39 protein-coding genes and 1 pseudogene are annotated in these 25425 nt (G+C 70.8%); 38 read left to right on the top strand and 2 right to left on the bottom strand.

Going from position 1 to position 25425, the window contains the following annotated elements; all coding sequences use genetic code 11:
• Positions 1 to 28 precede the first annotated feature (28 nt).
• The 32 genes and pseudogenes from tuf to ACFWDO_RS02070 all read left to right on the top strand — a co-directional run.
• Positions 29 to 1225, top strand: coding sequence for an elongation factor Tu (gene tuf, locus ACFWDO_RS02225; protein WP_380321615.1), 1197 nt, complete (start codon positions 29 to 31; stop codon positions 1223 to 1225).
• A gap of 502 nt (positions 1226 to 1727) precedes the next feature.
• Entirely contained in the window at positions 1728 to 2036 is a 309-nt protein-coding gene (rpsJ, locus tag ACFWDO_RS02220; RefSeq protein ID WP_013837837.1) for a 30S ribosomal protein S10, read from the top strand.
• A gap of 13 nt (positions 2037 to 2049) precedes the next feature.
• The gene (gene rplC / locus ACFWDO_RS02215; protein ID WP_380321618.1) at positions 2050 to 2703 is read left to right on the top strand and encodes a 50S ribosomal protein L3; all 654 of its coding nucleotides are present in this window, start codon (positions 2050 to 2052) and stop codon (positions 2701 to 2703) included.
• Positions 2704 to 2708: 5 nt separating this feature from the next.
• A complete protein-coding gene (gene rplD / locus ACFWDO_RS02210) occupies positions 2709 to 3407 on the top strand; it encodes a 50S ribosomal protein L4 (protein WP_380321620.1) in 699 nt (232 codons plus the stop codon).
• Entirely contained in the window at positions 3404 to 3706 is a 303-nt protein-coding gene (rplW, locus tag ACFWDO_RS02205; protein ID WP_079572420.1) for a 50S ribosomal protein L23, read from the top strand. The genes rplD and rplW overlap by 4 nt, the downstream gene beginning before the upstream one ends.
• 29 nt (positions 3707 to 3735) lie before the next feature.
• Entirely contained in the window at positions 3736 to 4572 is an 837-nt protein-coding gene (gene rplB, locus ACFWDO_RS02200) for a 50S ribosomal protein L2 (protein WP_380321622.1), read from the top strand.
• Positions 4573 to 4586: 14 nt separating this feature from the next.
• Positions 4587 to 4868, top strand: a complete 282-nt coding sequence (gene rpsS / locus ACFWDO_RS02195) for a 30S ribosomal protein S19 (protein WP_075829208.1) — start codon at positions 4587 to 4589, stop codon at positions 4866 to 4868.
• Positions 4869 to 4926: 58 nt separating this feature from the next.
• Positions 4927 to 5295 carry a 50S ribosomal protein L22 gene (rplV, locus tag ACFWDO_RS02190; protein ID WP_079572426.1) on the top strand — a complete coding sequence of 123 codons (369 nt, stop codon included), beginning with the start codon at positions 4927 to 4929 and terminating at the stop codon, positions 5293 to 5295.
• Positions 5295 to 6128, top strand: a complete 834-nt coding sequence (gene rpsC, locus ACFWDO_RS02185) for a 30S ribosomal protein S3 (protein ID WP_380321625.1) — start codon at positions 5295 to 5297, stop codon at positions 6126 to 6128. Before rplV ends, rpsC begins: the two co-directional genes overlap by 1 nt.
• Positions 6129 to 6131: 3 nt before the next feature.
• Positions 6132 to 6551 (top strand): 50S ribosomal protein L16, encoded by a 420-nt coding sequence (rplP, locus tag ACFWDO_RS02180; RefSeq protein ID WP_380244191.1) that lies wholly within the window; start codon positions 6132 to 6134, stop codon positions 6549 to 6551.
• Positions 6551 to 6790, top strand: a complete 240-nt coding sequence (gene rpmC, locus ACFWDO_RS02175) for a 50S ribosomal protein L29 (RefSeq protein ID WP_380321628.1) — start codon at positions 6551 to 6553, stop codon at positions 6788 to 6790. Before rplP ends, rpmC begins: the two co-directional genes overlap by 1 nt.
• A 7-nt stretch (positions 6791 to 6797) precedes the next feature.
• Positions 6798 to 7088 carry a 30S ribosomal protein S17 gene (gene rpsQ, locus ACFWDO_RS02170; protein WP_380321631.1) on the top strand — a complete coding sequence of 97 codons (291 nt, stop codon included), beginning with the start codon at positions 6798 to 6800 and terminating at the stop codon, positions 7086 to 7088.
• A 147-nt stretch (positions 7089 to 7235) separates the two neighbouring features.
• Entirely contained in the window at positions 7236 to 7604 is a 369-nt protein-coding gene (gene rplN / locus ACFWDO_RS02165; protein WP_380321634.1) for a 50S ribosomal protein L14, read from the top strand.
• Positions 7605 to 7606: 2 nt separating this feature from the next.
• The gene (gene rplX, locus ACFWDO_RS02160; protein WP_380321637.1) at positions 7607 to 7948 is read left to right on the top strand and encodes a 50S ribosomal protein L24; all 342 of its coding nucleotides are present in this window, start codon (positions 7607 to 7609) and stop codon (positions 7946 to 7948) included.
• Positions 7948 to 8520: a 50S ribosomal protein L5 gene (gene rplE / locus ACFWDO_RS02155; RefSeq protein ID WP_380321640.1), complete on the top strand. Its 573-nt coding sequence runs from the start codon at positions 7948 to 7950 to the stop codon at positions 8518 to 8520. The genes rplX and rplE overlap by 1 nt, the downstream gene beginning before the upstream one ends.
• Before the next feature lies 1 nt (position 8521).
• Entirely contained in the window at positions 8522 to 8707 is a 186-nt protein-coding gene (locus ACFWDO_RS02150; protein ID WP_013837851.1) for a type Z 30S ribosomal protein S14, read from the top strand.
• Positions 8708 to 8780: 73 nt separating this feature from the next.
• Positions 8781 to 9179 (top strand): 30S ribosomal protein S8, encoded by a 399-nt coding sequence (rpsH, locus tag ACFWDO_RS02145; protein ID WP_380244185.1) that lies wholly within the window; start codon positions 8781 to 8783, stop codon positions 9177 to 9179.
• 19 nt (positions 9180 to 9198) lie between these two features.
• Positions 9199 to 9735, top strand: a complete 537-nt coding sequence (rplF, locus tag ACFWDO_RS02140) for a 50S ribosomal protein L6 (RefSeq protein ID WP_380321643.1) — start codon at positions 9199 to 9201, stop codon at positions 9733 to 9735.
• Entirely contained in the window at positions 9735 to 10106 is a 372-nt protein-coding gene (gene rplR, locus ACFWDO_RS02135; RefSeq protein ID WP_380321646.1) for a 50S ribosomal protein L18, read from the top strand. Before rplF ends, rplR begins: the two co-directional genes overlap by 1 nt.
• A gap of 43 nt (positions 10107 to 10149) precedes the next feature.
• Positions 10150 to 10821 carry a 30S ribosomal protein S5 gene (gene rpsE, locus ACFWDO_RS02130; RefSeq protein ID WP_380321649.1) on the top strand — a complete coding sequence of 224 codons (672 nt, stop codon included), beginning with the start codon at positions 10150 to 10152 and terminating at the stop codon, positions 10819 to 10821.
• On the top strand, positions 10821 to 11003 hold the full coding sequence (gene rpmD / locus ACFWDO_RS02125) for a 50S ribosomal protein L30 (protein ID WP_079573239.1): 183 nt from the start codon (positions 10821 to 10823) through the stop codon (positions 11001 to 11003). The genes rpsE and rpmD overlap by 1 nt, the downstream gene beginning before the upstream one ends.
• 2 nt (positions 11004 to 11005) lie before the next feature.
• Positions 11006 to 11470, top strand: a complete 465-nt coding sequence (gene rplO, locus ACFWDO_RS02120) for a 50S ribosomal protein L15 (protein ID WP_380321652.1) — start codon at positions 11006 to 11008, stop codon at positions 11468 to 11470.
• Positions 11471 to 11773: 303 nt separating this feature from the next.
• The gene (gene secY, locus ACFWDO_RS02115; RefSeq protein ID WP_380321655.1) at positions 11774 to 13072 is read left to right on the top strand and encodes a preprotein translocase subunit SecY; all 1299 of its coding nucleotides are present in this window, start codon (positions 11774 to 11776) and stop codon (positions 13070 to 13072) included.
• 101 nt (positions 13073 to 13173) lie between these two features.
• Positions 13174 to 13731, top strand: a complete 558-nt coding sequence (locus ACFWDO_RS02110) for an adenylate kinase (protein ID WP_380321667.1) — start codon at positions 13174 to 13176, stop codon at positions 13729 to 13731.
• Between the two features lie 13 nt (positions 13732 to 13744).
• The gene (gene map, locus ACFWDO_RS02105; protein WP_380321658.1) at positions 13745 to 14629 is read left to right on the top strand and encodes a type I methionyl aminopeptidase; all 885 of its coding nucleotides are present in this window, start codon (positions 13745 to 13747) and stop codon (positions 14627 to 14629) included.
• A gap of 254 nt (positions 14630 to 14883) precedes the next feature.
• Positions 14884 to 15105, top strand: coding sequence for a translation initiation factor IF-1 (gene infA, locus ACFWDO_RS02100; RefSeq protein ID WP_012867920.1), 222 nt, complete (start codon positions 14884 to 14886; stop codon positions 15103 to 15105).
• 71 nt (positions 15106 to 15176) lie between these two features.
• Positions 15177 to 15290 carry a 50S ribosomal protein L36 gene (gene rpmJ, locus ACFWDO_RS02095; protein ID WP_009740505.1) on the top strand — a complete coding sequence of 38 codons (114 nt, stop codon included), beginning with the start codon at positions 15177 to 15179 and terminating at the stop codon, positions 15288 to 15290.
• Between the two features lie 189 nt (positions 15291 to 15479).
• Positions 15480 to 15854 (top strand): 30S ribosomal protein S13, encoded by a 375-nt coding sequence (gene rpsM, locus ACFWDO_RS02090; RefSeq protein WP_380321661.1) that lies wholly within the window; start codon positions 15480 to 15482, stop codon positions 15852 to 15854.
• Between the two features lie 74 nt (positions 15855 to 15928).
• Positions 15929 to 16333, top strand: a complete 405-nt coding sequence (gene rpsK, locus ACFWDO_RS02085; RefSeq protein ID WP_380321664.1) for a 30S ribosomal protein S11 — start codon at positions 15929 to 15931, stop codon at positions 16331 to 16333.
• A 162-nt stretch (positions 16334 to 16495) separates the two neighbouring features.
• Positions 16496 to 17512 carry a DNA-directed RNA polymerase subunit alpha gene (locus ACFWDO_RS02080; RefSeq protein ID WP_380243303.1) on the top strand — a complete coding sequence of 339 codons (1017 nt, stop codon included), beginning with the start codon at positions 16496 to 16498 and terminating at the stop codon, positions 17510 to 17512.
• Positions 17513 to 17588: 76 nt separating this feature from the next.
• Positions 17589 to 18110: a 50S ribosomal protein L17 gene (gene rplQ, locus ACFWDO_RS02075; protein ID WP_380327141.1), complete on the top strand. Its 522-nt coding sequence runs from the start codon at positions 17589 to 17591 to the stop codon at positions 18108 to 18110.
• A gap of 106 nt (positions 18111 to 18216) precedes the next feature.
• A pseudogene (locus ACFWDO_RS02070) lies at positions 18217 to 18849 on the top strand (alpha/beta fold hydrolase); the annotation flags it as partial.
• 96 nt (positions 18850 to 18945) lie between these two features.
• Here the strand turns inward: ACFWDO_RS02070 and ACFWDO_RS02065 are convergent.
• The gene (locus ACFWDO_RS02065; RefSeq protein WP_380319340.1) at positions 18946 to 19758 is read right to left on the bottom strand and encodes an ROK family protein; all 813 of its coding nucleotides are present in this window, start codon (positions 19756 to 19758) and stop codon (positions 18946 to 18948) included.
• A gap of 30 nt (positions 19759 to 19788) precedes the next feature.
• On the opposite strand from ACFWDO_RS02065, the gene truA reads away from it, so the two are divergent.
• Positions 19789 to 20718 (top strand): tRNA pseudouridine(38-40) synthase TruA, encoded by a 930-nt coding sequence (truA, locus tag ACFWDO_RS02060; protein ID WP_380319343.1) that lies wholly within the window; start codon positions 19789 to 19791, stop codon positions 20716 to 20718.
• A 10-nt stretch (positions 20719 to 20728) separates the two neighbouring features.
• On the opposite strand, the gene ACFWDO_RS02055 is transcribed toward truA, so the two are convergent.
• Positions 20729 to 21142: a DUF5709 domain-containing protein gene (locus ACFWDO_RS02055; RefSeq protein ID WP_380319346.1), complete on the bottom strand. Its 414-nt coding sequence runs from the start codon at positions 21140 to 21142 to the stop codon at positions 20729 to 20731.
• 257 nt (positions 21143 to 21399) lie between these two features.
• On the opposite strand from ACFWDO_RS02055, the gene rplM reads away from it, so the two are divergent.
• The 5 genes from rplM to ACFWDO_RS02030 all read left to right on the top strand — a co-directional run bounded on the left by rplM (position 21400) and on the right by ACFWDO_RS02030 (position 25414).
• Positions 21400 to 21849, top strand: a complete 450-nt coding sequence (gene rplM / locus ACFWDO_RS02050) for a 50S ribosomal protein L13 (protein ID WP_380319349.1) — start codon at positions 21400 to 21402, stop codon at positions 21847 to 21849.
• A gap of 32 nt (positions 21850 to 21881) precedes the next feature.
• Positions 21882 to 22370 (top strand): 30S ribosomal protein S9, encoded by a 489-nt coding sequence (gene rpsI / locus ACFWDO_RS02045; RefSeq protein ID WP_380319352.1) that lies wholly within the window; start codon positions 21882 to 21884, stop codon positions 22368 to 22370.
• A gap of 157 nt (positions 22371 to 22527) precedes the next feature.
• Positions 22528 to 23892 carry a phosphoglucosamine mutase gene (gene glmM, locus ACFWDO_RS02040; protein ID WP_380319421.1) on the top strand — a complete coding sequence of 455 codons (1365 nt, stop codon included), beginning with the start codon at positions 22528 to 22530 and terminating at the stop codon, positions 23890 to 23892.
• Complete coding sequence (locus tag ACFWDO_RS02035; protein ID WP_380319355.1) at positions 23889 to 24590, top strand: peptide deformylase; 702 nt, start codon at positions 23889 to 23891, stop codon at positions 24588 to 24590. Before glmM ends, ACFWDO_RS02035 begins: the two co-directional genes overlap by 4 nt.
• 143 nt (positions 24591 to 24733) lie before the next feature.
• The gene (locus ACFWDO_RS02030) at positions 24734 to 25414 is read left to right on the top strand and encodes a DedA family protein (protein WP_380319358.1); all 681 of its coding nucleotides are present in this window, start codon (positions 24734 to 24736) and stop codon (positions 25412 to 25414) included.
• Positions 25415 to 25425: the final 11 nt, after the last annotated feature.

The raw sequence follows: 25425 nt of genomic DNA, 5'->3' as shown, positions 1-25425 counted from the left end.
CATCTACCCAAGTCCCAGGAGGACCCCAGTGGCTAAGGCCAAGTTCGAGCGGACCAAGCCGCACGTCAACGTCGGCACGATCGGGCACGTGGACCACGGCAAGACCACGCTCACCGCCGCGATCTCGAAGACGCTCGCGGACACGTACCCCGACCTGCCGGCGAACACGCAGCGCAACTTCGACGAGATCGACGCCGCGCCGGAGGAGAAGCAGCGCGGCATCACGATCAACATCGCGCACATCGAGTACGAGACGCCCAAGCGTCACTACGCGCACGTCGATGCCCCGGGTCACGCCGACTACATCAAGAACATGATCACCGGTGCCGCCCAGATGGACGGCGCGATCCTGGTGGTCGCGGCGACCGACGGTCCGATGGCCCAGACGCGCGAGCACGTGCTGCTGGCCCGCCAGGTGGGCGTGCCCTACCTGCTGGTCGCGCTCAACAAGTCCGACATGGTCGACGACGAGGAGATCCTCGAGCTCGTCGAGATGGAGGTCCGCGAGCTGCTGTCGTCGCAGGACTTCGACGGCGACAACGCGCCCGTCGTCCGCGTCTCCGGCCTCAAGGCCCTCGAGGGTGACCCCGAGTGGACCAAGAAGATCCTGGAGCTCATGGAGGCCGTGGACGAGAACGTCCCCGACCCCGTGCGCGAGCTCGACAAGCCGTTCCTCATGCCGATCGAGGACGTCTTCACGATCACCGGCCGCGGCACCGTCGTGACCGGCAAGGTGGAGCGCGGCACGCTCGACGTCAACTCCGAGGTCGAGATCGTCGGTATCCGCGAGCCGCAGAAGACCACGGTCACCGGTATCGAGACGTTCCACAAGCAGATGGACCAGGCCCAGGCCGGCGACAACACCGGTCTGCTCCTGCGCGGCATCAAGCGCGAGGACGTCGAGCGCGGCCAGGTCGTCGTGAAGCCGGGTTCGATCACCCCGCACACCGACTTCGAGGCTCAGGTCTACATCCTGGGCAAGGACGAGGGTGGGCGCCACAACCCGTTCTACTCGAACTACCGTCCGCAGTTCTACTTCCGCACCACGGACGTCACCGGCGTCATCACGCTGCCCGAGGGCACCGAGATGGTCATGCCCGGCGACAACACCGAGATGACGGTCGCGCTGATCCAGCCGATCGCCATGGAGGAGGGCCTCGGCTTCGCCATCCGTGAGGGTGGCCGCACGGTCGGTTCCGGCCGTGTCACCAAGATCATCAAGTGATCTGCTGATCGCCTGAGCAGGAGGCCCGGGCCCGCACAGGGTCCGGGCCTCCTGCGTGCCCGGGCGCAGCTGGTCCTCGAGGACCGGTGCGTCCGGCGTCACAGCGGAAGAACCCCGTTCCGGCTTGGAATCAGGGGCTTCCCTGTGGCAAGATGTTCAGGTTGCCTGTCACGGGCGCGTTCTTTCTCGTGTCGAACAGTGTGTAGCACCACGGTGCGTGCGCCGGTCCGGAATCTTCGGAACGGCCCGCGTCGCCTGGAGCGGATCCCCTCCCGGAGAGGGGTCGCGGGGTTGCCGGCTGTCGACGCGCTAGAGCGCCCCGCGGGACACATGTCTCGACAGGCCAGACAAACGTCGTGGTCCGCCTCGCGGACCACAATCAACGGCCCCACGCCGGTTCGGTGTGCGCCCGGGTACGTCGCGCTGTTGTTTCAACAACTGCGACACGCCCGAGCGCGGGGGTCGGACAGTAGCGGTTCGAGAGAGAGAGTCAGACGACGCCATGGCGGGACAGAAGATCCGCATCCGGCTCAAGTCCTACGACCACGAGGTCATCGACAGCTCGGCGCGCAAGATCGTCGACACGGTGACGCGCGCTGGTGCGACGGTCGTGGGTCCGGTGCCGCTGCCGACGGAGAAGAACGTCTTCACCGTCATCCGGTCGCCTCACAAGTACAAGGACAGCCGCGAGCACTTCGAGATGCGTACGCACAAGCGGCTCATCGACATCATCGATCCCACGCCGAAGGCCGTCGACTCGCTCATGCGTATCGACCTGCCTGCCGACGTGAACATCGAGATCAAGCTCTGAGGCTGGGATAGATATGACCAACCAGCAGAAGAACGTGACCGCGGTGCTCGGCACCAAGCTCGGTATGACGCAGCTGTGGGACGACGCCGGTCGTCTTGTCCCCGTCACCGTCGTGGCCGTCCCGACCAACGTCGTGACGCAGGTCCGCTCCGCGGACGCCGACGGCTACGCGGCCGTCCAGCTCGCCGCCGGCCAGATCGACCCGCGCAAGGTCACCAAGCCGCTCAAGGGCCACTTCGAGAAGGCCGGCGTCACGCCGCGCCGCCACGTCGCCGAGGTCCGGACCGAGGACGCCGCCGAGTTCACGCTCGGCCAGGAGATCACTGCCGCCGCCTTCGAGGCCGGCGCCGTGGTCGACGTCGTCGGCACCACCAAGGGCAAGGGCACCGCGGGCGTCATGAAGCGCCACGGCTTCTCCGGTGTCGGCGCCTCGCACGGTGCCCACCGCAACCACCGCAAGGCCGGCTCGATCGGTGGCGCCTCGACGCCGTCGCGCGTGTTCAAGGGCCTGCGGATGGCCGGTCGCATGGGCCACGAGCGCATGACCGTCCAGAACCTGACCGTCCACGCGGTCGACGCCGAGAAGGGTCTGCTGCTCGTCAAGGGCGCGGTTCCCGGCCCCAAGGGTGGCGTCGTCGTCGTGCGTAGCGCCGCGAAGGGTGCGTGACCCCCATGGCTAACCAGACCGTCGACGTGCTCGACGCCCAGGGCAAGAAGGCCGGCTCCGCCGAGCTTCCTGCCGAGGTGTTCGACATCGACACCAACGTCCCGCTGATCCACCAGGTGGTCGTCGCGCAGCTCGCTGCCGCCCGCCAGGGCACGCACGCCACCAAGACCCGCGGCGAGGTCCGCGGCGGTGGCCGCAAGCCGTACAAGCAGAAGGGCACCGGCCGCGCCCGCCAGGGTTCGACCCGCGCCCCGCAGTTCGCCGGCGGTGGCACCGTCCACGGCCCGCAGCCGCGCAAGTACGACCAGCGGACCCCGAAGAAGATGAAGGCCGCCGCCCTGCGCGGTGCCCTGTCCGACCGGGCTCGCGCCGGCCGCGTCCACGTGGTCTCCGGCTTCGGCATCGACGGCGCGCCGTCGACCAAGACCGCCGTCAAGACGATCGCCGCGCTCACCGAGCGCACGCACGTCCTCGTGGTCACCGAGCGCTCGGACGAGCTGACGATCAAGTCGCTCCGCAACGTCCAGCAGGTCCACCTGCTGACGGCGGACCAGCTCAACACCTACGACGTGCTCGTCTCCGACGACGTCGTCTTCACGGAGGGTGCGCTCGCCGCGTTCCTCGCCGGCCCGGCCACGGGCAAGAGCGTGAAGGCCGTCGCCACGGAGTCCGAGGCGGCCGAGACCGAGGAGGCCACCAAGTGACCGCCGTGACGAAGGACCCGCGCGACATCCTGATCGCGCCGGTCGTCTCCGAGAAGTCCTACAACCTCCTCGACGAGGGCAAGTACACCTTCGTCGTGGACCCGCGGGCCAACAAGACCGAGATCAAGATCGCGGTCGAGCAGGTCTTCGGCGTCAAGGTCGACTCGGTCAACACGATCAACCGCAAGGGCAAGGCGCGTCGCACGCGCTTCGGCCTGGGCAAGCGCAAGGACACGAAGCGCGCGATCGTGACCCTCCGTGAGGGCACGATCGACATCTTCGGCGGTCCGGCTTCCTGAGGCGCAGAGAGCAGATCGAGGACTAACCCATGGGAATCCGTAAGTACAAGCCGACGACGCCCGGCCGCCGCGGCTCCAGCGTCGCCGACTTCGTCGAGATCACGCGCTCGCAGCCGGAGAAGTCTCTGGTCCGACCGCTGTCCAAGACCGGTGGGCGCAACAACACCGGCCGCATCACGACCCGTCACAAGGGTGGTGGCCACAAGCGCGCGTACCGCGTCATCGACTTCCGTCGCCACGACAAGGACGGCGTGCCCGCCAAGGTCGCGCACATCGAGTACGACCCGAACCGCACGGCTCGGATCGCGCTCCTGCACTACGCGGACGGCACGAAGCGCTACATCATCGCGCCGAACAAGCTGTCGCAGGGCGACGTCGTCGAGGCCGGTGCCGGCGCCGACATCAAGCCCGGCAACAACCTGCCGCTGCGCAACATCCCGACCGGTACGGTCATCCACGCCGTCGAGCTCCGCCCCGGTGGCGGCGCGAAGATCGCCCGCTCCGCCGGTGCGTCCGTGCAGCTCGTCGCGAAGGACGGCCCGTACGCCCAGCTGCGCATGCCGTCCGGCGAGATCCGCAACGTCGACCTGCGCTGCCGCGCCACGGTCGGCGAGGTGGGCAACGCCGAGCAGTCGAACATCAACTGGGGCAAGGCCGGCCGCAAGCGCTGGAAGGGCGTCCGCCCGACCGTGCGTGGTGTGGTCATGAACCCGGTCGACCACCCGCACGGTGGTGGTGAGGGCAAGACCTCCGGTGGTCGCCACCCGGTCAGCCCGTGGGGCCAGCCCGAGGGCCGGACCCGCCGCCCGAACAAGCCGAGCGACAAGCTGATCGTCCGCCGTCGCCGCACCGGCAAGAAGCGCTGATAGGAGCCTGACAGATGCCTCGTAGCCTGAAGAAGGGCCCCTTCGTCGACGACCACCTGCAGAAGAAGGTGGACGCTCAGAACGAGAAGGGGACCAAGAACGTCATCAAGACCTGGTCCCGTCGGTCGGTCATCACGCCCGACTTCCTCGGTCACACCTTTGCCGTGCACGACGGCCGGAAGCACACCCCGGTCTTCGTCACCGAGGCGATGGTCGGCCACAAGCTCGGCGAGTTCGCTCCCACGCGAACCTTCCGCGGCCACGTGAAGGACGACAAGAAGGGCCGTCGCCGCTGACCCCCGGGTCAGCCGGACGACAGGCCCCGACGGTCTGAGAAAAGGAAGCAGGACAGCAATGGAAGCCAAGGCGCAGGCGCGGTTCGTCCGTGTCACGCCCCAGAAGGCCCGGCGCGTCGTGGACCTCATCCGTGGCAAGCAGGCCGCCGAGGCCGTCGCGGTGCTGAAGTTCGCGCCGCAGGCGGCGAGCGAGCCGATCCGCAAGGTTGTGGAGAGCGCCGTCGCGAACGCCCGGGTGAAGGCCGACCGCGCCAGCGAGCGCTTCGACGAGACGGAGCTCTTCGTCTCGGCGGCGTTCGTCGACGAGGGGCCGACGCTCAAGCGGTTCCGTCCGCGGGCGCAGGGGCGTGCGAGCCAGATCCTCAAGCGCACCAGCCACATCACGGTGGTCGTCGCACCGCGTGAGCAGAAGGAAGGGGCCCGATAGTGGGGCAGAAGGTTCACCCGCACGGGTACCGCCTCGGCATCACCACCGACCACCGGTCGCGCTGGTTCGCCGACAGCACCAAGCCTGGTCAGCGGTACCGCGACTACGTCCGCGAGGACGTGGCGATCCGCAAGCTCATGAGCACCGGTCTCGAGCGGGCCGGCATCTCCAAGGTCGAGGTCGAGCGCACCCGCGACCGCGTCCGCGTGGACATCCACACGGCGCGTCCGGGCATCGTCATCGGTCGCCGGGGTGCCGAGGCCGACCGCATCCGCGGCGAGCTCGAGAAGCTCACGGGCAAGCAGGTCCAGCTCAACATCCTCGAGGTCAAGAACGCGGAGATCGACGCGCAGCTGGTCGCGCAGGGCATCGCCGAGCAGCTCGCGAGCCGCGTCTCGTTCCGCCGCGCCATGCGCAAGGGCATCCAGTCCGCCCAGCGGGCCGGTGCCAAGGGCATCCGCGTGCAGGTCTCCGGCCGCCTCGGCGGCGCCGAGATGAGCCGGTCGGAGTTCTACCGCGAGGGTCGTGTGCCGCTGCACACGCTGCGCGCGAACATCGACTACGGCTTCTACGAGGCCCGCACCACCTTCGGCCGCATCGGCGTGAAGGTGTGGATCTACAAGGGCGACATCACCGAGAAGGAGTTCGCCGCGCAGCAGGCCGCCGCCGCGCCCCGTCAGGGTCGTGGCCGTGGTCCGGAGCGTGGGGAGCGCCGCGGTGGCGGTCGTCGCCCCGAGCGTCAGGCCCAGCCGGCCGCCGAGAACGCCCCCGCGTCCGACGCGGCCCCGGCGACGGAGCAGGCTGCGGCCCCCGAGTCCGGAACGGAGGCCTGAGTCATGCTGATCCCCCGCAGGCTCAAGCACCGCAAGCAGCACCACCCCAAGCGCTCCGGCGCGGCCAAGGGTGGCACCACGATCGCGTTCGGCGACTTCGGCATCCAGGCTCTCGAGCCGGCCTACGTCACCAACCGCCAGATCGAGGCTGCTCGTATCGCGATGACCCGCCACATCAAGCGTGGCGGCAAGGTCTGGATCAACATCTACCCGGACCGTCCCCTGACCAAGAAGCCCGCCGAGACCCGCATGGGCTCCGGTAAGGGTTCGCCCGAGTGGTGGGTCGCCAACGTCAAGCCCGGCCGGATCGTCTTCGAGCTGGCGGGTGTCGACGAGGAGCTGGCCCGTGAGGCCATGCGCCGCGCGATCCACAAGCTCCCGATGAAGTGCCGTTTCGTGGTGCGCGAGGGTGGTGCTAACTGATGGCAGTCGGAACCAAGGGCCTGGCCCCCGCTGACCTCGATGGCTTCGACGACGAGAAGCTCGTCGCCGAGCTGAAGAAGGCCAAGGAGGAGCTGTTCAACCTCCGCTTCCAGTCGGCCACCGGCCAGCTGGAGTCCCACGGTCGGATCAAGGCCGTCAAGCGCGACATCGCGCGGATCTACACGGTCCTGCACGAGCGCGAGCTCGGTATCCGCACGGCCCCGAGCGTGAGTGAGTGAGGCATCGATGAGCGAGAACACCAACGCGGTGGCCGCTGAGGCGACCGAGCGCGGTACGCGCAAGGTGCGTCGCGGCTACGTCGTCAGCGACAAGATGGACAAGACCATCGTCGTCGAGGTCGAGGACCGCAAGAAGCACCCGCTGTACGGCAAGGTCCTGCGCACCACCACCAAGGTGAAGGCGCACGACGAGCAGAACTCCGCCGGTATCGGCGACCTGGTCGAGATCATGGAGACCCGTCCGCTGTCCGCGACCAAGCGGTGGCGCCTGACGGAGATCCTCGAGAAGGCCAAGTGATCCAGAAGGTCTTCTGAGACCTTCGGCCGGGGCGGGCCGTGACACACGTATGCGGCCCGTCCCGACCACCACAGCAACTATCCGTTCGGCAAGGCTCGCCCGGGATCTCTCGGGACGAGAACCAGCTCGACGACAGGAGATCAATCGATGATCCAGCAGGAGTCGCGACTGCGGGTCGCCGACAACACGGGTGCCAAGGAGATTCTCTGCATCCGTGTTCTCGGTGGATCCGGCCGTCGCTACGCCGGTATCGGCGACACGATCGTCGCCACCGTCAAGGACGCGATCCCCGGCGGCAACGTGAAGAAGGGCGACGTGGTCAAGGCCGTCGTCGTCCGGACCGCCAAGGAGCGCCGTCGTCCGGACGGTTCCTACATCAAGTTCGACGAGAACGCCGCCGTCATCCTCAAGAACGACGGCGAGCCCCGCGGCACCCGCATCTTCGGCCCGGTCGGGCGCGAGCTGCGCGACAAGCGGTTCATGAAGATCGTCTCGCTGGCGCCGGAGGTGCTCTGACCATGGCGAAGATCAAGAAGGGCGACCAGGTGATCGTCATCGCCGGTCGCGACAAGGGCAAGACGGGCCGTGTGCTCGAGGTCCTCAAGGACTCCGACCGCATCGTGGTCGAGGGCGTGCAGCGCGTCACCAAGCACGTCAAGGCCGGCCAGACGGCTCGCGGCACCCGCACGGGTGGCATCGAGACCGTCGAGGCGCCGATCCACGTCTCGAACGTGATGATCGTCGACCCGGAGACCAAGAAGGGCACGCGCGTCGGGTTCCGCACCGAGCAGGTCGAGCGCGACGGCCGTACCCGCACCGTCCGCGTGCGCGTCGCCAAGCGTTCCGGGAAGGACATCTGATGACCGAGACCACTCTCGAGGCCCCGGCCACCCCGCGCCTCAAGCAGAAGTACCGCGAGGAGATCGTCGCGGCCCTGCGCGAGGAGTTCGGCCACCAGAACCTGCACCAGGTCTCCGGTCTGACCAAGATCGTCGTGAACATGGGTGTCGGTGACGCGGCGAAGGACTCCAAGCTCATCGAGGGCGCGATCCGCGACCTCACCGCGATCACCGGGCAGAAGCCCCAGGTGACGCGGGCGAAGAAGTCCATCGCGCAGTTCAAGCTGCGTGAGGGCATGCCGATCGGCGCGCACGTCACGCTGCGCGGCGACCGGATGTGGGAGTTCCTCGACCGCCTGCTGTCGATCGCGCTGCCGCGTATCCGCGACTTCCGCGGCCTGAGCCCGAAGCAGTTCGACGGGCACGGCAACTACACCTTCGGTCTCACGGAGCAGTCGATGTTCCACGAGATCGACCAGGACAAGATCGACCGCGTCCGCGGCATGGACATCACGGTCGTGACCACGGCGACGACCGATGACGAGGGCCGCTCCCTGCTGCGCCGTCTCGGCTTCCCCTTCAAGGAGAACTGACATGGCGAAGAAGGCCCTGATCAACAAGGCGAACGCCAAGCCGAAGTTCGCCGTCCGCGCCTACACCCGGTGCCAGCGCTGCGGCCGTCCGCACTCGGTCTACCGCAAGTTCGGCCTGTGCCGGATCTGCCTGCGGGAGATGGCCCACCGCGGCGAGCTCCCCGGCGTCACCAAGAGCAGCTGGTAAAACCACTACGCCGTAGGTCCGGGCGGTACCGCGGTACCGCCCGGATACCCCGGCGAGGAAGGGCTGGAGCCCAATGACCATGACAGACCCCATCGCAGACATGCTCACGCGTCTGCGTAACGCGAACTCGGCGCACCACGAGACGGTCACCATGCCGCACTCGAAGCTGAAGTCGAACATCGCGGAGATCCTGCAGGCGCAGGGTTACATCTCCGGCTGGACCGTCGAGGACGCGAAGGTCGGCAAGACCCTCACCCTCACGCTCAAGTACGGCCCGAGCCGCGAGCGCGCCCTCACCGGCGTCCGCCGCGTCTCGAAGCCCGGTCTCCGCGTCTACGCGAAGTCCACCAACCTGCCTCAGGTCCTCGGCGGCCTCGGCGTGGCGATCCTGTCCACGTCCTCCGGCCTGCTGACCGACCGTCAGGCCCAGGCCAAGGGCGTCGGCGGCGAAGTCCTCGCCTACGTCTGGTAATCCGGAAAGGAGAATCGCCATGTCTCGAATCGGCAAGCTCCCCGTTCCGGTCCCGGCCGGCGTGGACGTCACCATCAGCGGTGCGCTCGTGACCGTCAAGGGCCCGAAGGGGACCCTGGAGCACACGGTGCCCACCCCCATCACGGTCGCTCAGGACGCCGGCACCCTCGTGGTGTCGCGCCCGGACGACGAGCGCAAGTCCCGTGCGCTGCACGGCCTCACGCGCACCCTCCTCGCGAACATCGTCACCGGTGTCACCGAGGGCTACGAGAAGAAGCTCGAGATCGTCGGCACCGGTTACCGCGTGGCCGCCAAGGGTCAGAGCCTCGAGTTCGCCCTCGGCTTCTCGCACCCGGTGACCGTCACGGCGCCGGAGGGCATCACCTTCTCGGTCGAGAGCCCGACCAAGTTCTCGGTCGCGGGTATCGACAAGCAGCAGGTCGGCGAGGTCGCAGCGAACATCCGCAAGATCCGCAAGCCCGAGCCCTACAAGGGCAAGGGCGTGCGCTACGCCGGCGAGGTCGTCCGCCGCAAGGTCGGAAAGGCTGGTAAGTGATGGCTCTCAAGGTTCTGGGCAAGGGCAAGGCCGTCGCTCGTCAGCGCCGTCACCTGCGCCTGCGCAAGAAGATCAAGGGCACCGCGACGCGTCCGCGCCTCGTCGTGACCCGCTCCTCGCGCCACATGGTGGCGCAGGTCGTGGACGACACGGTCGGCAAGACCGTCGCCTCCGCCTCGACCCTCGAGGCGGACCTGCGCGCCCTCGACGGCGACAAGACCGCGAAGGCCCGCAAGGTCGGCGAGCTCGTCGCCGCGCGTGCCAAGGCCGCCGGGGTCGACACCGTGGTCTTCGACCGCGGTGGCAACAAGTACCACGGCCGGGTGGCTGCGGTCGCCGACGGCGCCCGGGAAGCGGGGCTGGAGCTGTGATGGCCGACGTCCGCGATTTCGCACGGAAGATGAGGATCCTCTGATGGCTGCAGGGCAGCGCACCGGCGCCCCCCAGGGCGCCAACGAGTCCAACAAGAACGACGGGCGCCGTGGCGGCGGCCGTCGCGACGACCGCCGGGGCGGCGGCCGCGACGCGGCCGACAAGAACGCCTTCGTCGAGCGCGTGGTGACGATCAACCGCGTCTCGAAGGTCGTCAAGGGTGGTCGTCGCTTCAGCTTCACCGCGCTGGTCGTGGTGGGCGACGGCGACGGCACCGTCGGTGTCGGCTACGGCAAGGCCAAGGAGGTGCCCGCGGCGATCGCCAAGGGTGTCGAGGAGGCGAAGAAGAACTTCTTCCGCGTCCCCCGCATCCAGGGCACCATCCCGCACCCCGTCCAGGGTGAGGAGGCCGCCGGCGTCGTGTTCCTGCGTCCGGCCTCGCCGGGTACCGGTGTGATCGCCGGTGGTCCGGTGCGCGCCGTGCTGGAGTGCGCCGGCATCCACGACGTGCTGAGCAAGTCGCTCGGCTCGTCCAACTCGATCAACATCGTGCACGCCACCGTCGCGGCCCTCAAGGGCCTCGAGGAGCCGGCGGCCGTGGCCGCTCGTCGTGGCCTGCCGCTCGAGGACGTGGCCCCGGCCGCGCTCCTGCGTGCGCAGGCTGCCGGCCTCGCCGCCAAGGCGGCCAAGGCGGACGAGAAGGTGGGTGCGTGATGCCTCGTCTGAAGGTCACCCAGGTCAAGTCCGCCATCGGCGGCAAGCAGAACCAGCGTGACACGCTGCGGACCCTCGGCCTCAAGCGGATCGGCGACACCGCCGTGAAGGAGGACCGTCCGGAGATCCGTGGCATGGTCACCACGGTGGCGCACCTCGTCACCGTCGAGGAGGTCGAGTGATCATGGCCGACAACACCGAGAAGGTGCAGCCGCTCAAGGTCCACCACCTGCGTCCGGCCGAGGGCGCCAAGACCGCGAAGACCCGTGTGGGTCGCGGTGAGGCGTCGAAGGGCAAGACGGCGGGTCGCGGTACCAAGGGCACGAAGGCTCGCTACCAGGTTCCCGCACGCTTCGAGGGTGGGCAGATGCCTCTGCACATGCGCCTCCCGAAGCTGCGCGGGTTCAAGAACCCGTTCCGCGTCGAGTACCAGGTCGTCAACCTGGACAAGCTCGCCGCGCTGTACCCCGAGGGTGGCTCCGTCACCGTCGAGGGCCTCGTCGCCAAGGGCGCGGTCCGCAAGGGTCAGCCGGTGAAGGTGCTCGGCACGGGCGAGATCACCGTCAAGCTGGACGTCACGGTCGACCGCGTCTCCGGCTCCGCCAAGGACAAGATCCTGGCGGCCGGCGGCACGGTCTCCGAGGACTGACATCCGCTCACAGGGCCGGCGGCGCACACGCGCTGCCGGCCCTGTGTGCTCTCGGCGTGCGCGGCCGCGAGGCCGCCGGGGCGGCGTGTGGTCTGGATCACTCGTCCCGGGCACGTAGAATCCGTCACGGTCCGCGCCGCGCACCCGCTCAGGGTGCCGACGAGGTCGGGGGCTCCCCGGCCGGACCATGACCGAGTCGGCGTGACGGCGACGTGGCCCCCGGGCCGCGGCGTCGGGAGTTCGCGCCACACCTCGCCGGTCCCCGGCGACACGACAACCCGCCGCGGCGGGCCAGGAGGATAGGTGCTCAGCGCATTCGGCCGGGCTTTCCGGACACCGGACCTGCGGCGCAAGCTGCTGTTCACGATCGCGATCATGGCGCTCTTCCGGGTGGGGTCCCTCGTGCCCACACCCGGTGTCGACTACGGCAACGTGCAGCAGTGCGTGGCAGCCCTCGAGGGCAGCACGTCGCTGCTCGGGCTCGTCAACGTCTTCAGCGGCGGCGCGCTGCTGCAGCTCTCGATCTTCGCGCTCGGCATCATGCCGTACATCACCGCGAGCATCATCGTGCAGCTGCTGCGCGTGGTCATCCCTCGCTTCGAGGCCCTGCACAAGGAGGGCCAGTCGGGGCAGTCGAAGCTCACGCAGTACACGCGCTACCTGACCATCGCGCTCGCGATCCTGCAGTCGACGACGATCATCACGACCGCCCGCACGGGGATGCTGTTCCCGGGCTGCGGCGTCGACGTCATCGCCGACGACAGCTTCATGACGGCCACGCTGATGGTCATCACGATGACGGCCGGTACGGGCCTGGTCATGTGGCTGGGCGAGATGATCACCGAGCGCGGCGTCGGCAACGGCATGTCGCTGCTGATCTTCACCTCGATCGCGGCGAACTTCCCGTCCGCCCTGTGGTCGATCGCCGGCGGCTCCAACGGCCCGCTGAACTTCATCGTGATGATCGCGGTGATCGTGATCGTGGTCGGCCTCGTCGTCTTCGTCGAGCAGTCGCAGCGCCGCATCCCGGTGCAGTACGCGAAGCGCATGGTGGGCCGCCGCATGTATGGCGGCACCAGCACCTACATCCCGATCAAGATCAACATGGCCGGCGTCATCCCGGTCATCTTCGCGGCGTCGATCCTCGCGATCCCCGGGCTGCTCGCGCAGTTCGGCGACCAGAGCGCGGGCTGGGTGGTGTGGATCTCCAACAACCTGGTCCAGCAGTCCGACCCGCTGTACATCGTGCTGTACGTGCTGATGGTCATCTTCTTCGCGTTCTTCTACACGTCGATCACGTTCAACCCGGACGAGGTCGCGGACAACATGAAGAAGTACGGCGGCTTCATCCCGGGCATCCGCGCCGGCCGGCCCACGGCCGAGTACCTGGACTACGTGATCACGCGCATCACGTCCGCGGGCTCCATCTACCTCGCGATCGTGGCGCTGATCCCCACGATCGTGCTCGTCGTGCTGGGGGTCACCACGAACATCCCGTTCGGCGGTACCTCGATCCTGATCATCGTCGGTGTGGGTCTCGAGACCGTGAAGCAGATCGACTCCCAGCTCCAGCAGCGTCATTACGAAGGGTTCCTCCGTTGACCGAGACGAACGAAGGCGGCACCACCGGTGCCACGCCGACCACCCGCCGCGAGCTCCACGGCGCCCCCAGCGCCGAGGCGCGGGTGACGCGCCTGGTGATCATGGGGCCGCAGGGCGCGGGCAAGGGCACGCAGGCCGCGCGCCTCGCCGAGCTGTTCGGCATCCCCGCCATCTCGACGGGCGACATCTTCCGCGCCAACATCAAGGGCGGCACGGACCTGGGCAAGCTCGCGCAGGAGTACAGCGCCAAGGGCGAGCTCGTCCCGGACGAGGTCACCGACCAGATGGTGCGCTCCCGCCTCGGCGAGGACGACGTGAAGGCCGGGTTCCTGCTCGACGGCTACCCGCGCAACGCCCACCAGGTCGAGGCGCTCGACGCGATCCTCGCCGACCTGGGCTGGGAGCTGGACGGCGTCATCGAGCTCACCGCCGCGCGCGACGAGCTCCTGGCCCGGATCGCCAAGCGCGCCGAGATCGAGGGCCGCGACGACGACACCCCGGACGCCATCGCGCGCCGCCTCGACATCTACGACGAGCAGACGGCGCCCCTCACGGCGGCCTACTCGGAGCGCGGGCTGCTGGCCCAGGTGGACGGCATCGGCGAGGTCTCCGAGGTCACCGAGCGCATCGTCCAGGCGCTGGCCGCCGAGCTCGGCTGAGGTCCCACCCGCCATGATCTTCGGTTCGCGCGAGCGCGTCGAGCTCAAGACGCTCGAGCAGGTGCGCGTCATGCGGCGCGCCGGCCTGGTCGTCGCGTCGGCGCTGGACGCCGTGCGCGCGGCCGCCCGGCCCGGCATGACGACGGCCGACCTCGACGAGGTCGCCGCGCGCGCCATCGCCGACGCGGGGGCCACGCCCTCGTTCCTCGGCTACCAGGGCTACCCGGCGACGATCTGCGTGTCCGTCGGCGACGAGGTCATCCACGGCATCCCGGGTGCGCGCGTCCTGGAGGTCGGGGACGTCGTCTCGGTCGACTGCGGCGCGATCGTGGACGGCTGGCACGGCGACTCCGCGCTGAGCCTGGTGCTCGGCCCGGACGGCGCCCTCGACGTCGACGCCCCGGCGGACGCCGCCGGGGTCGACGCCGCCGACCTCGACCTGGTCCGCGCCACGCGGACCGCGATGTGGGCCGGGATCGCCGCCCTGGCGGGCGGCAAGAAGCTCAACGACGTCGGGACGGCGGTCGAGACCGCCGTCGAGCTGGCGGGCGGGGCCTCGGGCGTGGAGTACGGCATCGTCGAGGACTACGTCGGGCATGGCATCGGCACCGCGATGCACCAGCCGCCGGACATCGTGAACTTCCGCACCTCGGACCGCGGGCCGCGGCTCCGCCCGGGCATGTGCCTGGCGGTGGAGCCGATGGTGACGCGGGGGAGCGGGGCGACGCGCGTGCTCGAGGACGACTGGACGGTCGTGACCGAGGACGGCTCGCGGGCCGCGCACTGGGAGCACACCGTCGCCCTCCTGGAGGACGGCATCAGCGTCCTGACCGCGGTCGACGGGGGCCGGGCCGGCCTCGCGCCGTTCGAGGTCGAGCCCGTGAGCCTCGAGGTGTGACCCACCACCCTGTGACCCACCACCTCCCGGACCGCGTTCGCAGCCACTGGTGCGATCAGGTACGATGTTCTGTCGGGTGTAGTCCGTTCGGCAGTTCCTCGATGCAGCCCCTCACTCTGGCGCTGCAGACCAGCATCGCACCGGCGTGAACGTCGGTCGGTCGGGACGAGGGTGAGCAGGCGGCACGCACGACATCCGGACCTCCGTCACGTTGCTGACGGGCGCCCGGGGCCAGACGAGAGTTAGCGGAGGACATGGCAAAGAAGGACGGCGTCATCGAGATCGAGGGCAGCGTGGTCGAGGCCCTGCCGAACGCGATGTTCCGTGTGGAGCTCGCGAACGGCCACAAGGTCCTCGCGCACATCTCGGGCAAGATGCGTCAGCACTACATCCGGATCCTCCCGGAGGACCGTGTCGTGGTCGAGCTCAGCCCGTACGACCTGTCCCGCGGTCGGATCGTCTACCGCTACAAGTAACCACCACCCCATCGAGCGCCGTCTGGGGCGCCGGCACCTGCCGGCGCGCGTGCGGCGGCGGAGGAACACAGATGAAGGTCAAGCCGAGCGTCAAGAAGATCTGCGACAAGTGCAAGGTGATCCGCCGGCACGGTCGCGTCATGGTGATCTGCGAGAACCTGCGCCACAAGCAGCGCCAGGGCTGATCGCAGCCACCCGCTGACGGCACGCGCTCGCCGTCGGCAACAGCGCACCACCACGAACCTCGACCCTCTCCCGGAGCGAAGCTCCCGGGACACGGGCGAGGGGAACCCTCGGTCCAGGGGCCGGGGCCCGCAGTCTGCGGGAGGGCGGTGCGGCAGACCTCTGGACGAAGTACAGGAGCCGGAAGGCACATGGCACGTCTGATCGGCGTCGACCTCCCCCGCGAGAAGCGGCTCGAGGTTGCGCTCACGTACATCTACGGCGTCGGCCGTACCCGCGCCCAGCAGACGCTGGCCGCGACCGGGATCAACCCGGACCTGCGGGTCAAGGACCTCGGTGACGACCAGCTCGTCGCCCTGCGCGACTACCTGGAGGGCAACTTCCAGCTCGAGGGCGACCTGCGCCGCGAGGTCGCCGCCGACATCCGCCGCAAGGTCGAGATCGGCACCTACCAGGGCCTGCGCCACCGCCGCGGCCTCCCGGTGCGCGGTCAGCGCACCAAGACCAACGCGCGTACCCGCAAGGGTCCGAAGCGCACCGTGGCGGGCAAGAAGAAGGCCCGCTGATAGCAGTCCGTGGTGCGGTCGGCTCCCCGAGCTGAACCGCCCCGGTCCGATCAGACCAGGAGATCAGAGAACACATGCCTCCCAAGACTCGTGCCACGGCCGCGCGCAAGCCGCGCCGCAAGGACAAGAAGAACGTCCCGCTCGGCCAGGCGCACATCAAGAGCACCTTCAACAACACGATCGTCTCGATCACGGACCCGTCGGGCGCCGTGATCTCGTGGGCGTCCGCCGGCCACGTCGGCTTCAAGGGCTCCCGCAAGTCCACGCCGTACGCCGCGCAGCTCGCCGCCGAGTCGGCCGCCCGCCGCGCCCAGGAGCACGGCGTCAAGAAGGTCGACGTCTTCGTCAAGGGCCCGGGTTCCGGTCGTGAGACCGCCATCCGCTCCCTGCAGGCGACCGGCCTCGAGGTCGGCTCGATCCAGGACGTGACGCCCCAGGCGCACAACGGCTGCCGCCCCCCGAAGCGTCGCCGCGTCTGACTTTCCCGACGTCGTCGAGGCCCGGGGCCGAGTGATCGGCCCCGGGCCCCGTACGACGCCGCAGCCTGCCCGGGCGGGTGGACCGAGTCCCGCCCCGGGGCCGCGAGCTCTCGCGGATCCGTGATGCGTCATATGGCGGACGCACACTGAAAGGACCTGACCGTGCTGATCGCACAGCGCCCCTCCCTGACCGAAGAGGTCATCTCGGAGTACCGTTCGCGCTTCTCCATCGAGCCGCTCGAGCCTGGCTTCGGCTACACGCTCGGCAACTCCCTGCGCCGGACCCTCCTGTCGTCCATCCCGGGCGCGGCCGTCACCTCCATCCGCATCGACGGGGTGCTCCACGAGTTCTCCACCGTGCCGGGTGTGAAGGAGGACGTCACCGAGATCATCCTCAACATCAAGAACCTCGTCGTCTCCTCGGAGAACGACGAGCCCGTCGTGATGTACCTGCGCAAGACGGGCGCGGGCGTGGTCACCGCCGCGGACATCGTCCCGCCGGCGGGCGTCGAGGTGCACAACCCCGACCTGCACGTCGCCACGCTCAACGACAAGGGCAAGCTCGAGATCGAGCTCACCGTCGAGCGCGGCCGTGGCTACGTGTCCGCCGCGCAGAACAAGAACGACGAGGCCGAGATCGGTCGGATCCCCGTCGACTCGATCTACTCGCCGGTCCTCAAGGTCACGTACAAGGTCGAGGCCACCCGTGTCGAGCAGCGCACGGACTTCGACAAGCTGATCGTCGACGTCGAGACGAAGGCCGCGATCGCCCCGCGCGACGCGCTCGCCTCGGCCGGCAAGACGCTCGTCGAGCTCTTCGGTCTCGCCCGCGAGCTGAACGTCGAGGCCGAGGGCATCGAGATCGGCCCGTCGCCGACGGACTCCGCGCTGGCCGCGGACCTGGCGCTGCCGATCGAGGAGCTCAACCTCACGATCCGCTCGTACAACTGCCTCAAGCGCGAGGGCATCCACCAGGTGGGTGAGCTCGTGGCGCGCAGCGAGGCCGACCTGCTCGACATCCGCAACTTCGGTGCGAAGTCCATCAACGAGGTCAAGGAGAAGCTCGCCGAGCTGGGCCTCTCGCTGAAGGACTCGCCGCTCGACTTCGACCCGTCCAGCGCCGCGTACTTCAGCGGTGGGGACGACGAGGCCACGTACACCGACGAGCAGTCGTACTGACGTCTCCGCGCCCGCAGCAGCCCGCTCGACCTGACCGGGCCGCGCGGCGCGGAACCACCCTCAAGGAGAACCAGAAATGCCTACCCCCACCAAGGGTCCGCGGCTCGGTGGCAGCCCGGCTCACGAGCGACTGATCCTCGCGAACCTGTCGACGTCGCTCTTCGAGCACGGCCGCATCACCACCACGGAGACGAAGGCGAAGCGCCTGCGCCCCCTGGCCGAGCGCCTCATCACCTTCGCCAAGCGCGGTGACCTGCACGCCCGTCGCCGGGTGCTGACCGTCGTCCGCGACAAGTCCGTGGTGCACACGCTGTTCACCGAGATCGCCCCGGCCATGGCCGAGCGCAACGGTGGCTACACGCGCATCACCAAGATCGGCAACCGCAAGGGCGACAACGCGCCCATGGCGGTCATCGAGCTCGTCACCGAGCCCGTGAGCCCGAAGCAGGCTGTCGTCAAGGAGGCCACGAAGGCCGCCGAGAAGGCCGCCAAGGCCGACGAGAAGCCCGCCAAGGTCGAGGACGAGGCCGCCGTCGAGGCGACCGACGCCCCCGCCGAGGCCACCGAGGCCCCGGCCGAGGAGTCGAAGGACGCCTGATCCAGGTGCCCTAGCTCTCGCTGAGCGCACGACGCAGCCCCGCGCCACCTCCGGGTGGCGCGGGGCTTCGTCGTCCCCGGGGGACCGGCGTGGCTACGGTGGGGTGATGGGAGCAGCCGGCGTGCCTGTCGTCCTCGTCCACGGCTCGCGGACCTCGCGCACGATGTGGCGGCGCCAGCTCGAGGCCCTCGCCGCCGCGGGCGTCCCGGCCGTCGCGATCGACCTGCCGGGGCACGGCACGCGGCGCGGCGAGCGGTTCACGCTCGACGGCGCGGTCGGTGCGGTGCGGGACGCCGCCGACGCCGTCGGGGGGCGGGCGCTCGTCGTCGGGCTCTCCCTCGGCGGGTACGTCGCGATCGAGCACCGTGCGCGCCACCCCGAGCAGAGCGCCGGCCTCCTGGCGGCGTCGTGCAGCACCGTCACGTCGTCGCAGGTCCGCCCGGCGTGGCTGTCGCTGGCCCGGTGGATCGAGCGCTGGCCCGACAGCGGGGCGGGCCTCAACGGCTCCCTCGTCCGTCTCGCCCTCGACGCGGAGAGCGCGCAGGACATGGCGGCGGGCGGCTTCGCGCTCGAGGTCATGAGCGACGTGCTGCGCGAGCTGGCCCCGGTGGACTCCCTGGCCGCGTTGGCCGCGACGGACAGCCCGGTCTGGGTCGTCAACGGCCGCTACGACCACTTCCGGACGCAGGAACGGGCGTTCGTCGCGGCAGCGCGGGCGGGCGGGGCCCCCGTGCGCCTGGTCGTCGTGCCGCACGCACGGCACCTCGTGAGCCTCGACGCGCCCGTGGCGTTCTCCCGGGCGGTGCTGGAGGCGGCGGGGGAGGCCGCTCGCGCGTCAGGCGGGCGGGAGGTCCCAGGCGCGGGCGCCCCCGACGAGGGCCGCGGAGTTCGGGACGACGACGACGTCGTCGCCCAGGCGGTCCAGGGCGGTGGGCGTGATGCGCCGGGAGTTGCCGCCGCCGAGGTAGAGCCGGTCCCAACGGAACACCGGGCGTAGCCCGTCGACCATCGTGACGACGCGGCGCGACCACAGGCCGTCGCCGAGGCGCCGGCGCTCCGGCTCGCCGATGTACTGGTCGTAGGTCGCGCCCCGGCGGAACGGCGCGTGCGACCACTCGAGGTGCGGGGCGAGGCGGCCGCCGTCGAACAGCGCGGACCCGAGCCCGGTGCCGAGCGTGAGCACGAGCTCCACCCCCGACCCCGCCACGACACCCGCGCCGTGCACCTCGGCGTCGTTGAGCACCAGCGCGGGCATCCCGAGGCGGCGCGCGAGGGCGCCGCGGACGTCGAAGCTGGCCCAGGCCTCCACGAGCTCGGGCAGCACCCGCGACCGGGGCCCGGACCGGGTGATGTAGTGCGGGGTGTGCACGACGACGCCGTGCCGGATCATGCCGGGCATCCCGAGCGTCAGCCGGTGCGCCGTCGGCAGCCGCCCGGCGATGTCCGCGACGGTCTCCAGCAGCAGCTGCGGGGGCAGGGGGTAGGGCGTGGGCACGCGCACCGGGGCGGCGTGCCCCGTGCCCGCGGAGTCGAGCACGGCGGCCTTGATGCCCCCGCCACCGCAGTCGACGGCGAGGGTGAGCACGTCGGCGGGGGTGCCGTCGGGACGGGGTCCGGGGGTGTGCGCCGGGGCGCTTGAGTCGACCATCACCGGACATCATCCGGCCACAATGGGTCGGTGAGCACGCCGACACCTCCCGACGACACCCTGCGGGTGCGCCTCGACCTCGCCTACGACGGCACCCGCTTCGCCGGCTGGGCCGCCCAGCCGCGCCTGCGGACCGTGCAGGGGACGCTTGAGGACGCCCTCGCGACCATCCTGCGCACGGAGCCGCTCGGCCTGCCCCGGCCGCGCCTGACCGTCGCGGGCCGGACGGACGCGGGCGTGCACGCGCGCGGGCAGGTCGCGCACGTCGACCTCCCGCGGGAGCGCTGGGAGGAGATGCCGGGCCGCTCCGACCGGGAGCCCGGTGTCGCCCTCGCGGACCGCCTCGCGGGCGTCCTGCCGCCCGACGTCGTCGTGCACCGCGCCGCCCCCGCCCCTGACGGCTTCGACGCGCGCTTCTCCGCGCTGCACCGCCGCTACGCCTACCGCGTGGCGGACCGCCCGGCCCTGCGCGACCCGCTGCGCCGGGACTGGGTGCTGTGGCACCGGCGACCGCTGGACGTCGAGGCGATGCACCGGGCCATGCAGCCGCTCGTCGGCCTGCACGACTTCGCGTCCTTCTGCAAGCCCCGCGAGGGCGCGACGACGATCCGCGAGCTCACCGAGCTGTCGTGGGACCGGCCGACCGACGGCCCGGACGCGGGCCTGGCGGTCGCGACGGTGCAGGCGGACGCGTTCTGCCACTCGATGGTGCGGGCGCTGGTCGGCATGTCCCTGGCCGTGGGGGAGGGGCGACGGCCCGTCGGCGACCCCGCGGCGGTCCTGGCGGGCCGGTCGCGGTCCGCCGCCGCGGGCGTCGTCGCGGCGCGCGGGCTCGTGCTGGAGCGCGTCGCCTACCCGGAGGACGACGAGCTCGCCTCCCGTGCCGAGAGGGTCCGTGCGCGGCGGGACCCGGGCGAGGTCGACGGGGCCGACGAGCCCGGAGGACCCGGGGCTTCCTGACGCCTCGGGCTCAGGGCTCCTCGACCCAGTGCACGGCGGCCTCCTCCGCGCTGGCTCCCGCGCCGTCGATCCCGGCGTCCTCGCCGTAGAGGTCGTTGTCCCGGCCGCCGTCCTCGCCCGGGTCCGCGTCGCGGTCCTCGGTCAGCCGGCCGGCGCGGGTGGTGTCCGGGCGGTCGAGGGGGTCGGCCTCCCAGTAGTCCGGCTGCTCCTCGGCCAGGCGCCGGTCCAGGGGCTCGCCCGCGGACTCCTCCCACGCCGTCTCGCCCCAGTGGTTCGACCGGGAGCGCTCGAGCGGCGAGTACCCCTCGTCGAGGACGTCGTCGAGGTCGGGGTCCTCGAGGGTGTCCTCGTTGGAGAGCTGGTCCTCGTCGCCCTCGGCCCCCGTCTCGGGGTCCGGGGCCGTGCCCGGTGTCGCGTCGGTCATGGGCACCACGGTGCCCCGGGCCGGGGAGCCCCGCATCCCCGGCGGGCGTGACCGGCGTCGCTTTGACCCTGGCACCGCGCGGCCGCTAAACTGGCTCGTCGTTGTGCTATGCCTCCGGCGTCCCGCGTCGTCAGCGCGCCCACTCGCACCGACGATGCCCCGGCCAGGACGCCACCGGAGCACCCGCGCACAACAACCTGACTCATCGGGCGCTGCTTCTCGCCCGACGACACCGAACACGAAAAGGTGACGCAACCGTGCGTACGTACACCCCCAAGCCCGGCGACGTCCAGCGCGACTGGTACGTCGTCGACGCGACCGACGTCGTCCTCGGCCGCCTGGCGAGCCAGGTCGCCACCCTCCTGCGCGGGAAGCACAAGCCGACCTTCGCCCCGCACGTCGACGGTGGTGACTTCGTCATCATCATCAACGCGGACAAGGTCGCCCTGAGCGGCAACAAGCGGGAGACCAAGCTGGCCTACCGCCACTCCGGCTACCCGGGCGGGCTCCGCTCGGTCAACTACGGCGAGCTTCTCGAGAAGAACCCCGAGCGGGCCGTGGAGAAGGCCGTGCGCGGCATGCTCCCGAAGACGTCCCTCGGTCGTGACCAGCTGGGCAAGCTGAAGGTCTACCGCGGCGCGGAGCACCCGCACGCGGCGCAGCAGCCCAAGCCGTTCGAGATCACCCAGGTTTCGCAGCAGGCCTGAGCCGCTGCCGGATGCAAAGCGAAGGATTCACTGTGGCCGAGACCACCGTCGACACCGAGCTGGACGAGAACACGCCCAGCACCTACACCTCTGAGTCCGCCGCGCCCGTCGCGGACGGCGGCCAGTCCATCACCGCTCCCGGCGCCGCTGTCGGTCGCCGCAAGGAGGCCGTGGCGCGCGTGCGCCTCGTCCCCGGCACCGGGTCGTGGAAGATCAACGGTCGCACCCTCGAGGACTACTTCCCGAACAAGGTGCACCAGCAGCTCGTCAACTCGCCGCTGAAGCTGGTCGAGGTCGAGGGCCGCTTCGACGTCATCGTCCGCATCTCCGGTGGTGGCCCCTCGGGCCAGGCCGGTGCGGTGCGCCTGGGCATCGCCCGCGCGCTCAACGCGATCGACTCCGAGGCGAACCGCCCCGCGCTGAAGAAGGCCGGCTACCTCACGCGTGACCCGCGTGCGGTCGAGTCCAAGAAGGCCGGTCTCAAGAAGGCCCGCAAGGCGCCGCAGTACTCGAAGCGCTGATCGAGCGCTCCTGTCGACAGGAGCGTCAGCGCAAGGACGGCCCCGTCGGAACTCTCCGGCGGGGCCGTCCGCACGTCCGGCTACGATCGGTGCGGCGTCCGGACGTGGACGCCGTGGGCGCCAGAGCGGAGCTCCCGCCGCGCCCGGAGGAGGAGACATCGTGCGACTGTTCGGCACCGACGGGGTCCGTGGCCTCGCCAACAGGGACGTCACCGCCGACCTGGCCCTCGGGCTCGGGAGCGCGGCGGCGCACGTCCTCGGCACGTCCGGGGACTTCGCGGGGCACCGCCCGCGCGCCGTCGTGGGTCGCGACCCGCGGGCGTCGGGGGAGTTCCTGTCCGCCGCGGTGGGTGCCGGCCTCGCCAGCTCCGGCGTGGACGTGGTCAACCTCGGCGTGCTGCCCACGCCCGCCCTCGCGCACCTCGTCGGGGCGATGGACATGGACCTCGGCGTGATGATCTCGGCGTCGCACAACGCCATGCCCGACAACGGCATCAAGTTCTTCGCCCGCGGCGGCCACAAGCTGGCCGACCATGTCGAGGACGAGATCGAGGCACGCCTCGGCCAGGAGTGGGACCGCCCGATCGGCGCCGACGTCGGGCGCATGCGCTCCGACAGCGGCAGCGCGGCGGAGCAGTACGTGGAGCACCTCGTCGCGAGCATCGGCACGACGCCCGACGTGCGCCCCCTGGAGGGTCTGCGCATCGCCGTCGACGCGGCCAACGGCGCCGCGAGCCAGGTAGGCCCCGAGGCGCTGCGCGAGGCCGGCGCGGACGTCGTCGTCATCAACGCCAGCCCCGACGGGCGCAACATCAACGAGAAGGCCGGCTCCACGCACCCCGAGCAGCTGCAGGCCGTGGTCGTGGCCGCGGAGGCCGACTTCGGTGTCGCGTTCGACGGCGACGCGGACCGCTGCCTCGCGGTCGACCACGGCGGCGTGCTCGTCGACGGCGACCAGATCCTCGGCATCCTCGCCCGCGCGCTCAAGGACGAGGGCCGCCTGCCCTCGGACACCCTCGTCGTCACGGTGATGAGCAACCTGGGCCTGCTGCTCGCGATGCGCGACGCCGGCATCGCCACCGTCCAGACGGGCGTGGGCGACCGGTACGTGCTCGAGGAGATGCGCGCGCACGGCTACGGCCTCGGCGGCGAGCAGTCCGGCCACATCATCCTGGCCGACCACGCCACGACCGGCGACGGCGTCCTCACCGCCCTGCACCTGGCGGCCCGCGTGAAGGCGACCGGGCGTCGCCTGGCCGACCTCGCCGGGGACGTCCCGCGGCTGCCGCAGACCCTCGTCAACGTCAAGGGCGTGGACAAGGCGCGCGCCGCCGAGGACGAGGGCGTGCGTGCCGCGGTCGAGAGCGCCGAGACCCTGCTCGGCGAGACCGGCCGCGTGCTGCTGCGCCCGTCGGGCACCGAGCCGCTCGTGCGGGTGATGGTCGAGGCCGCCAGCCAGAAGCAGGCCGACGGCGTGGCGGACACGCTCGCCGCCGTCGTGCGCGACCGCCTGGCGCTGTGACGGACCCGGTGACCGGCCCGGCGACCGGCCCGTCCGGTCCCGCCCACGGCGGGTCGGTCGACGAGGCGCTGCGCGCCGCCGTCGTCGACCTGCTGGACCGGGCCGACGCGGCCGCGGGCGGGCCGGGCACCGGCATCCTCCCGATCGTGCAGGCCGGCGCGCCCGTGCTGCGCGCCGTCGCCGCCCCGTACACGGGGCAGCTCGGCGACGTGCTGCCGCGCCTCGTCGAGGCGATGCGGCGCACCATGCACGCCGCGCCCGGCGTCGGGCTCGCCGCCCCGCAGATCGGCCTCGGCCTGGCGATCGCCGTCGTCGAGGACGCGGGGGCCGCGGCCGACGACCCGCGCGAGCGGACGCCGCTGCCGTTCCGCGTGCTCGTCGACCCGTGGTACGAGCCCGTGCCCGGCCCGGACGGCGAGCCGGAGCGCGCGGCGTTCCACGAGGGGTGCCTGTCGGTGCACGGCTGGCAGGCCGTCGTCGCGCGGTACCGCAGCGTGCGCCTCACCGGCCGCGACGAGACCGGCGCACCGATCGACGAGGTCCTGACGGGCTGGCCGGCGCGCATCGCGCAGCACGAGACCGACCACCTGGCGGGCGAGCTCTACCTGGACCGCGCGCGGCTGCGCACGCTGACGTCGAACGAGAACCTCGTGCGCTACGGGGCGGTCGCGGACCCGGGGTTCGTGGACCAGGGGTGAACATTCCGCGCTCAGGGTGGAACCGGGGGAATTCCCTATGCAGCCGGTGCCCTGGTTCTGCCTAGGCTGGGACCTGTGACGCCACCCGGCGTCGTGCGACCGCCGGAGCCTTCCTCCCGGCCGACGAACCGAGGACCGACCTGGTGAACCTGTCGACGATGCTGGCGCAGCTGGAGGGCTGGGTCCTCGACCTGGGCGCGTCGCTGTGGATCTACCCGGCCATGTACGTCTTCGCGACGATCGACGGGTTCTTCCCGCCGATCCCCAGCGAGTCGGTGGTCATCACCCTCACGGTCCTGGCGCACACCGAGGGCGTGCCGTGGCTCCCCGGCGTGCTCGCGCTCGCCATCGCCGGCGCGTGGACGGGCGACCAGATCGCCTACCAGATCGGCCGCTCCGTCGGCACCGAGCGCTTCGCCTTCCTGCGCTCCGCGCGCGGCCGCAAGGCCGTCGAGTGGGCGCGGCACGCGCTCGACCACCGCGGCGCGTCGTTCATCCTCGCCGCCCGCTACGTGCCCATCGGCCGCGTCGCCGTCAACATGACCGCCGGCGCCGTGGGCTACCCGCGCCGTCGGTTCATGATCTACTCCGGGATCGCCGCCGTCACGTGGGGCATCTACTCGATGCTCATCGGGCTGGCCGCCGCGTCGTGGCTCGGCCACAACCCGCTGCTCGCGATGGTGGCCGGGGTGGTCGCCGGCATCGTGCTCGGCATCGTCGTGGACCAGGTGGTGCAGCGCGTCGCCGGCCCCGCGAAGGTCGTGCCGGTGCCCGCCGACGAGGACGACGACGCCGAGGCCGAGCCGACCAGCCGCGCCGCCTGACGGTCCGGCGT

The organism is Isoptericola sp. NPDC060185 (assembly GCF_042728595.1).
Lineage (GTDB): Bacteria > Actinomycetota > Actinomycetes > Actinomycetales > Cellulomonadaceae > Isoptericola.
Note: the sequence above shows the minus strand (reverse complement) of the source record. Positions and strands in the feature narration are given on the sequence as shown.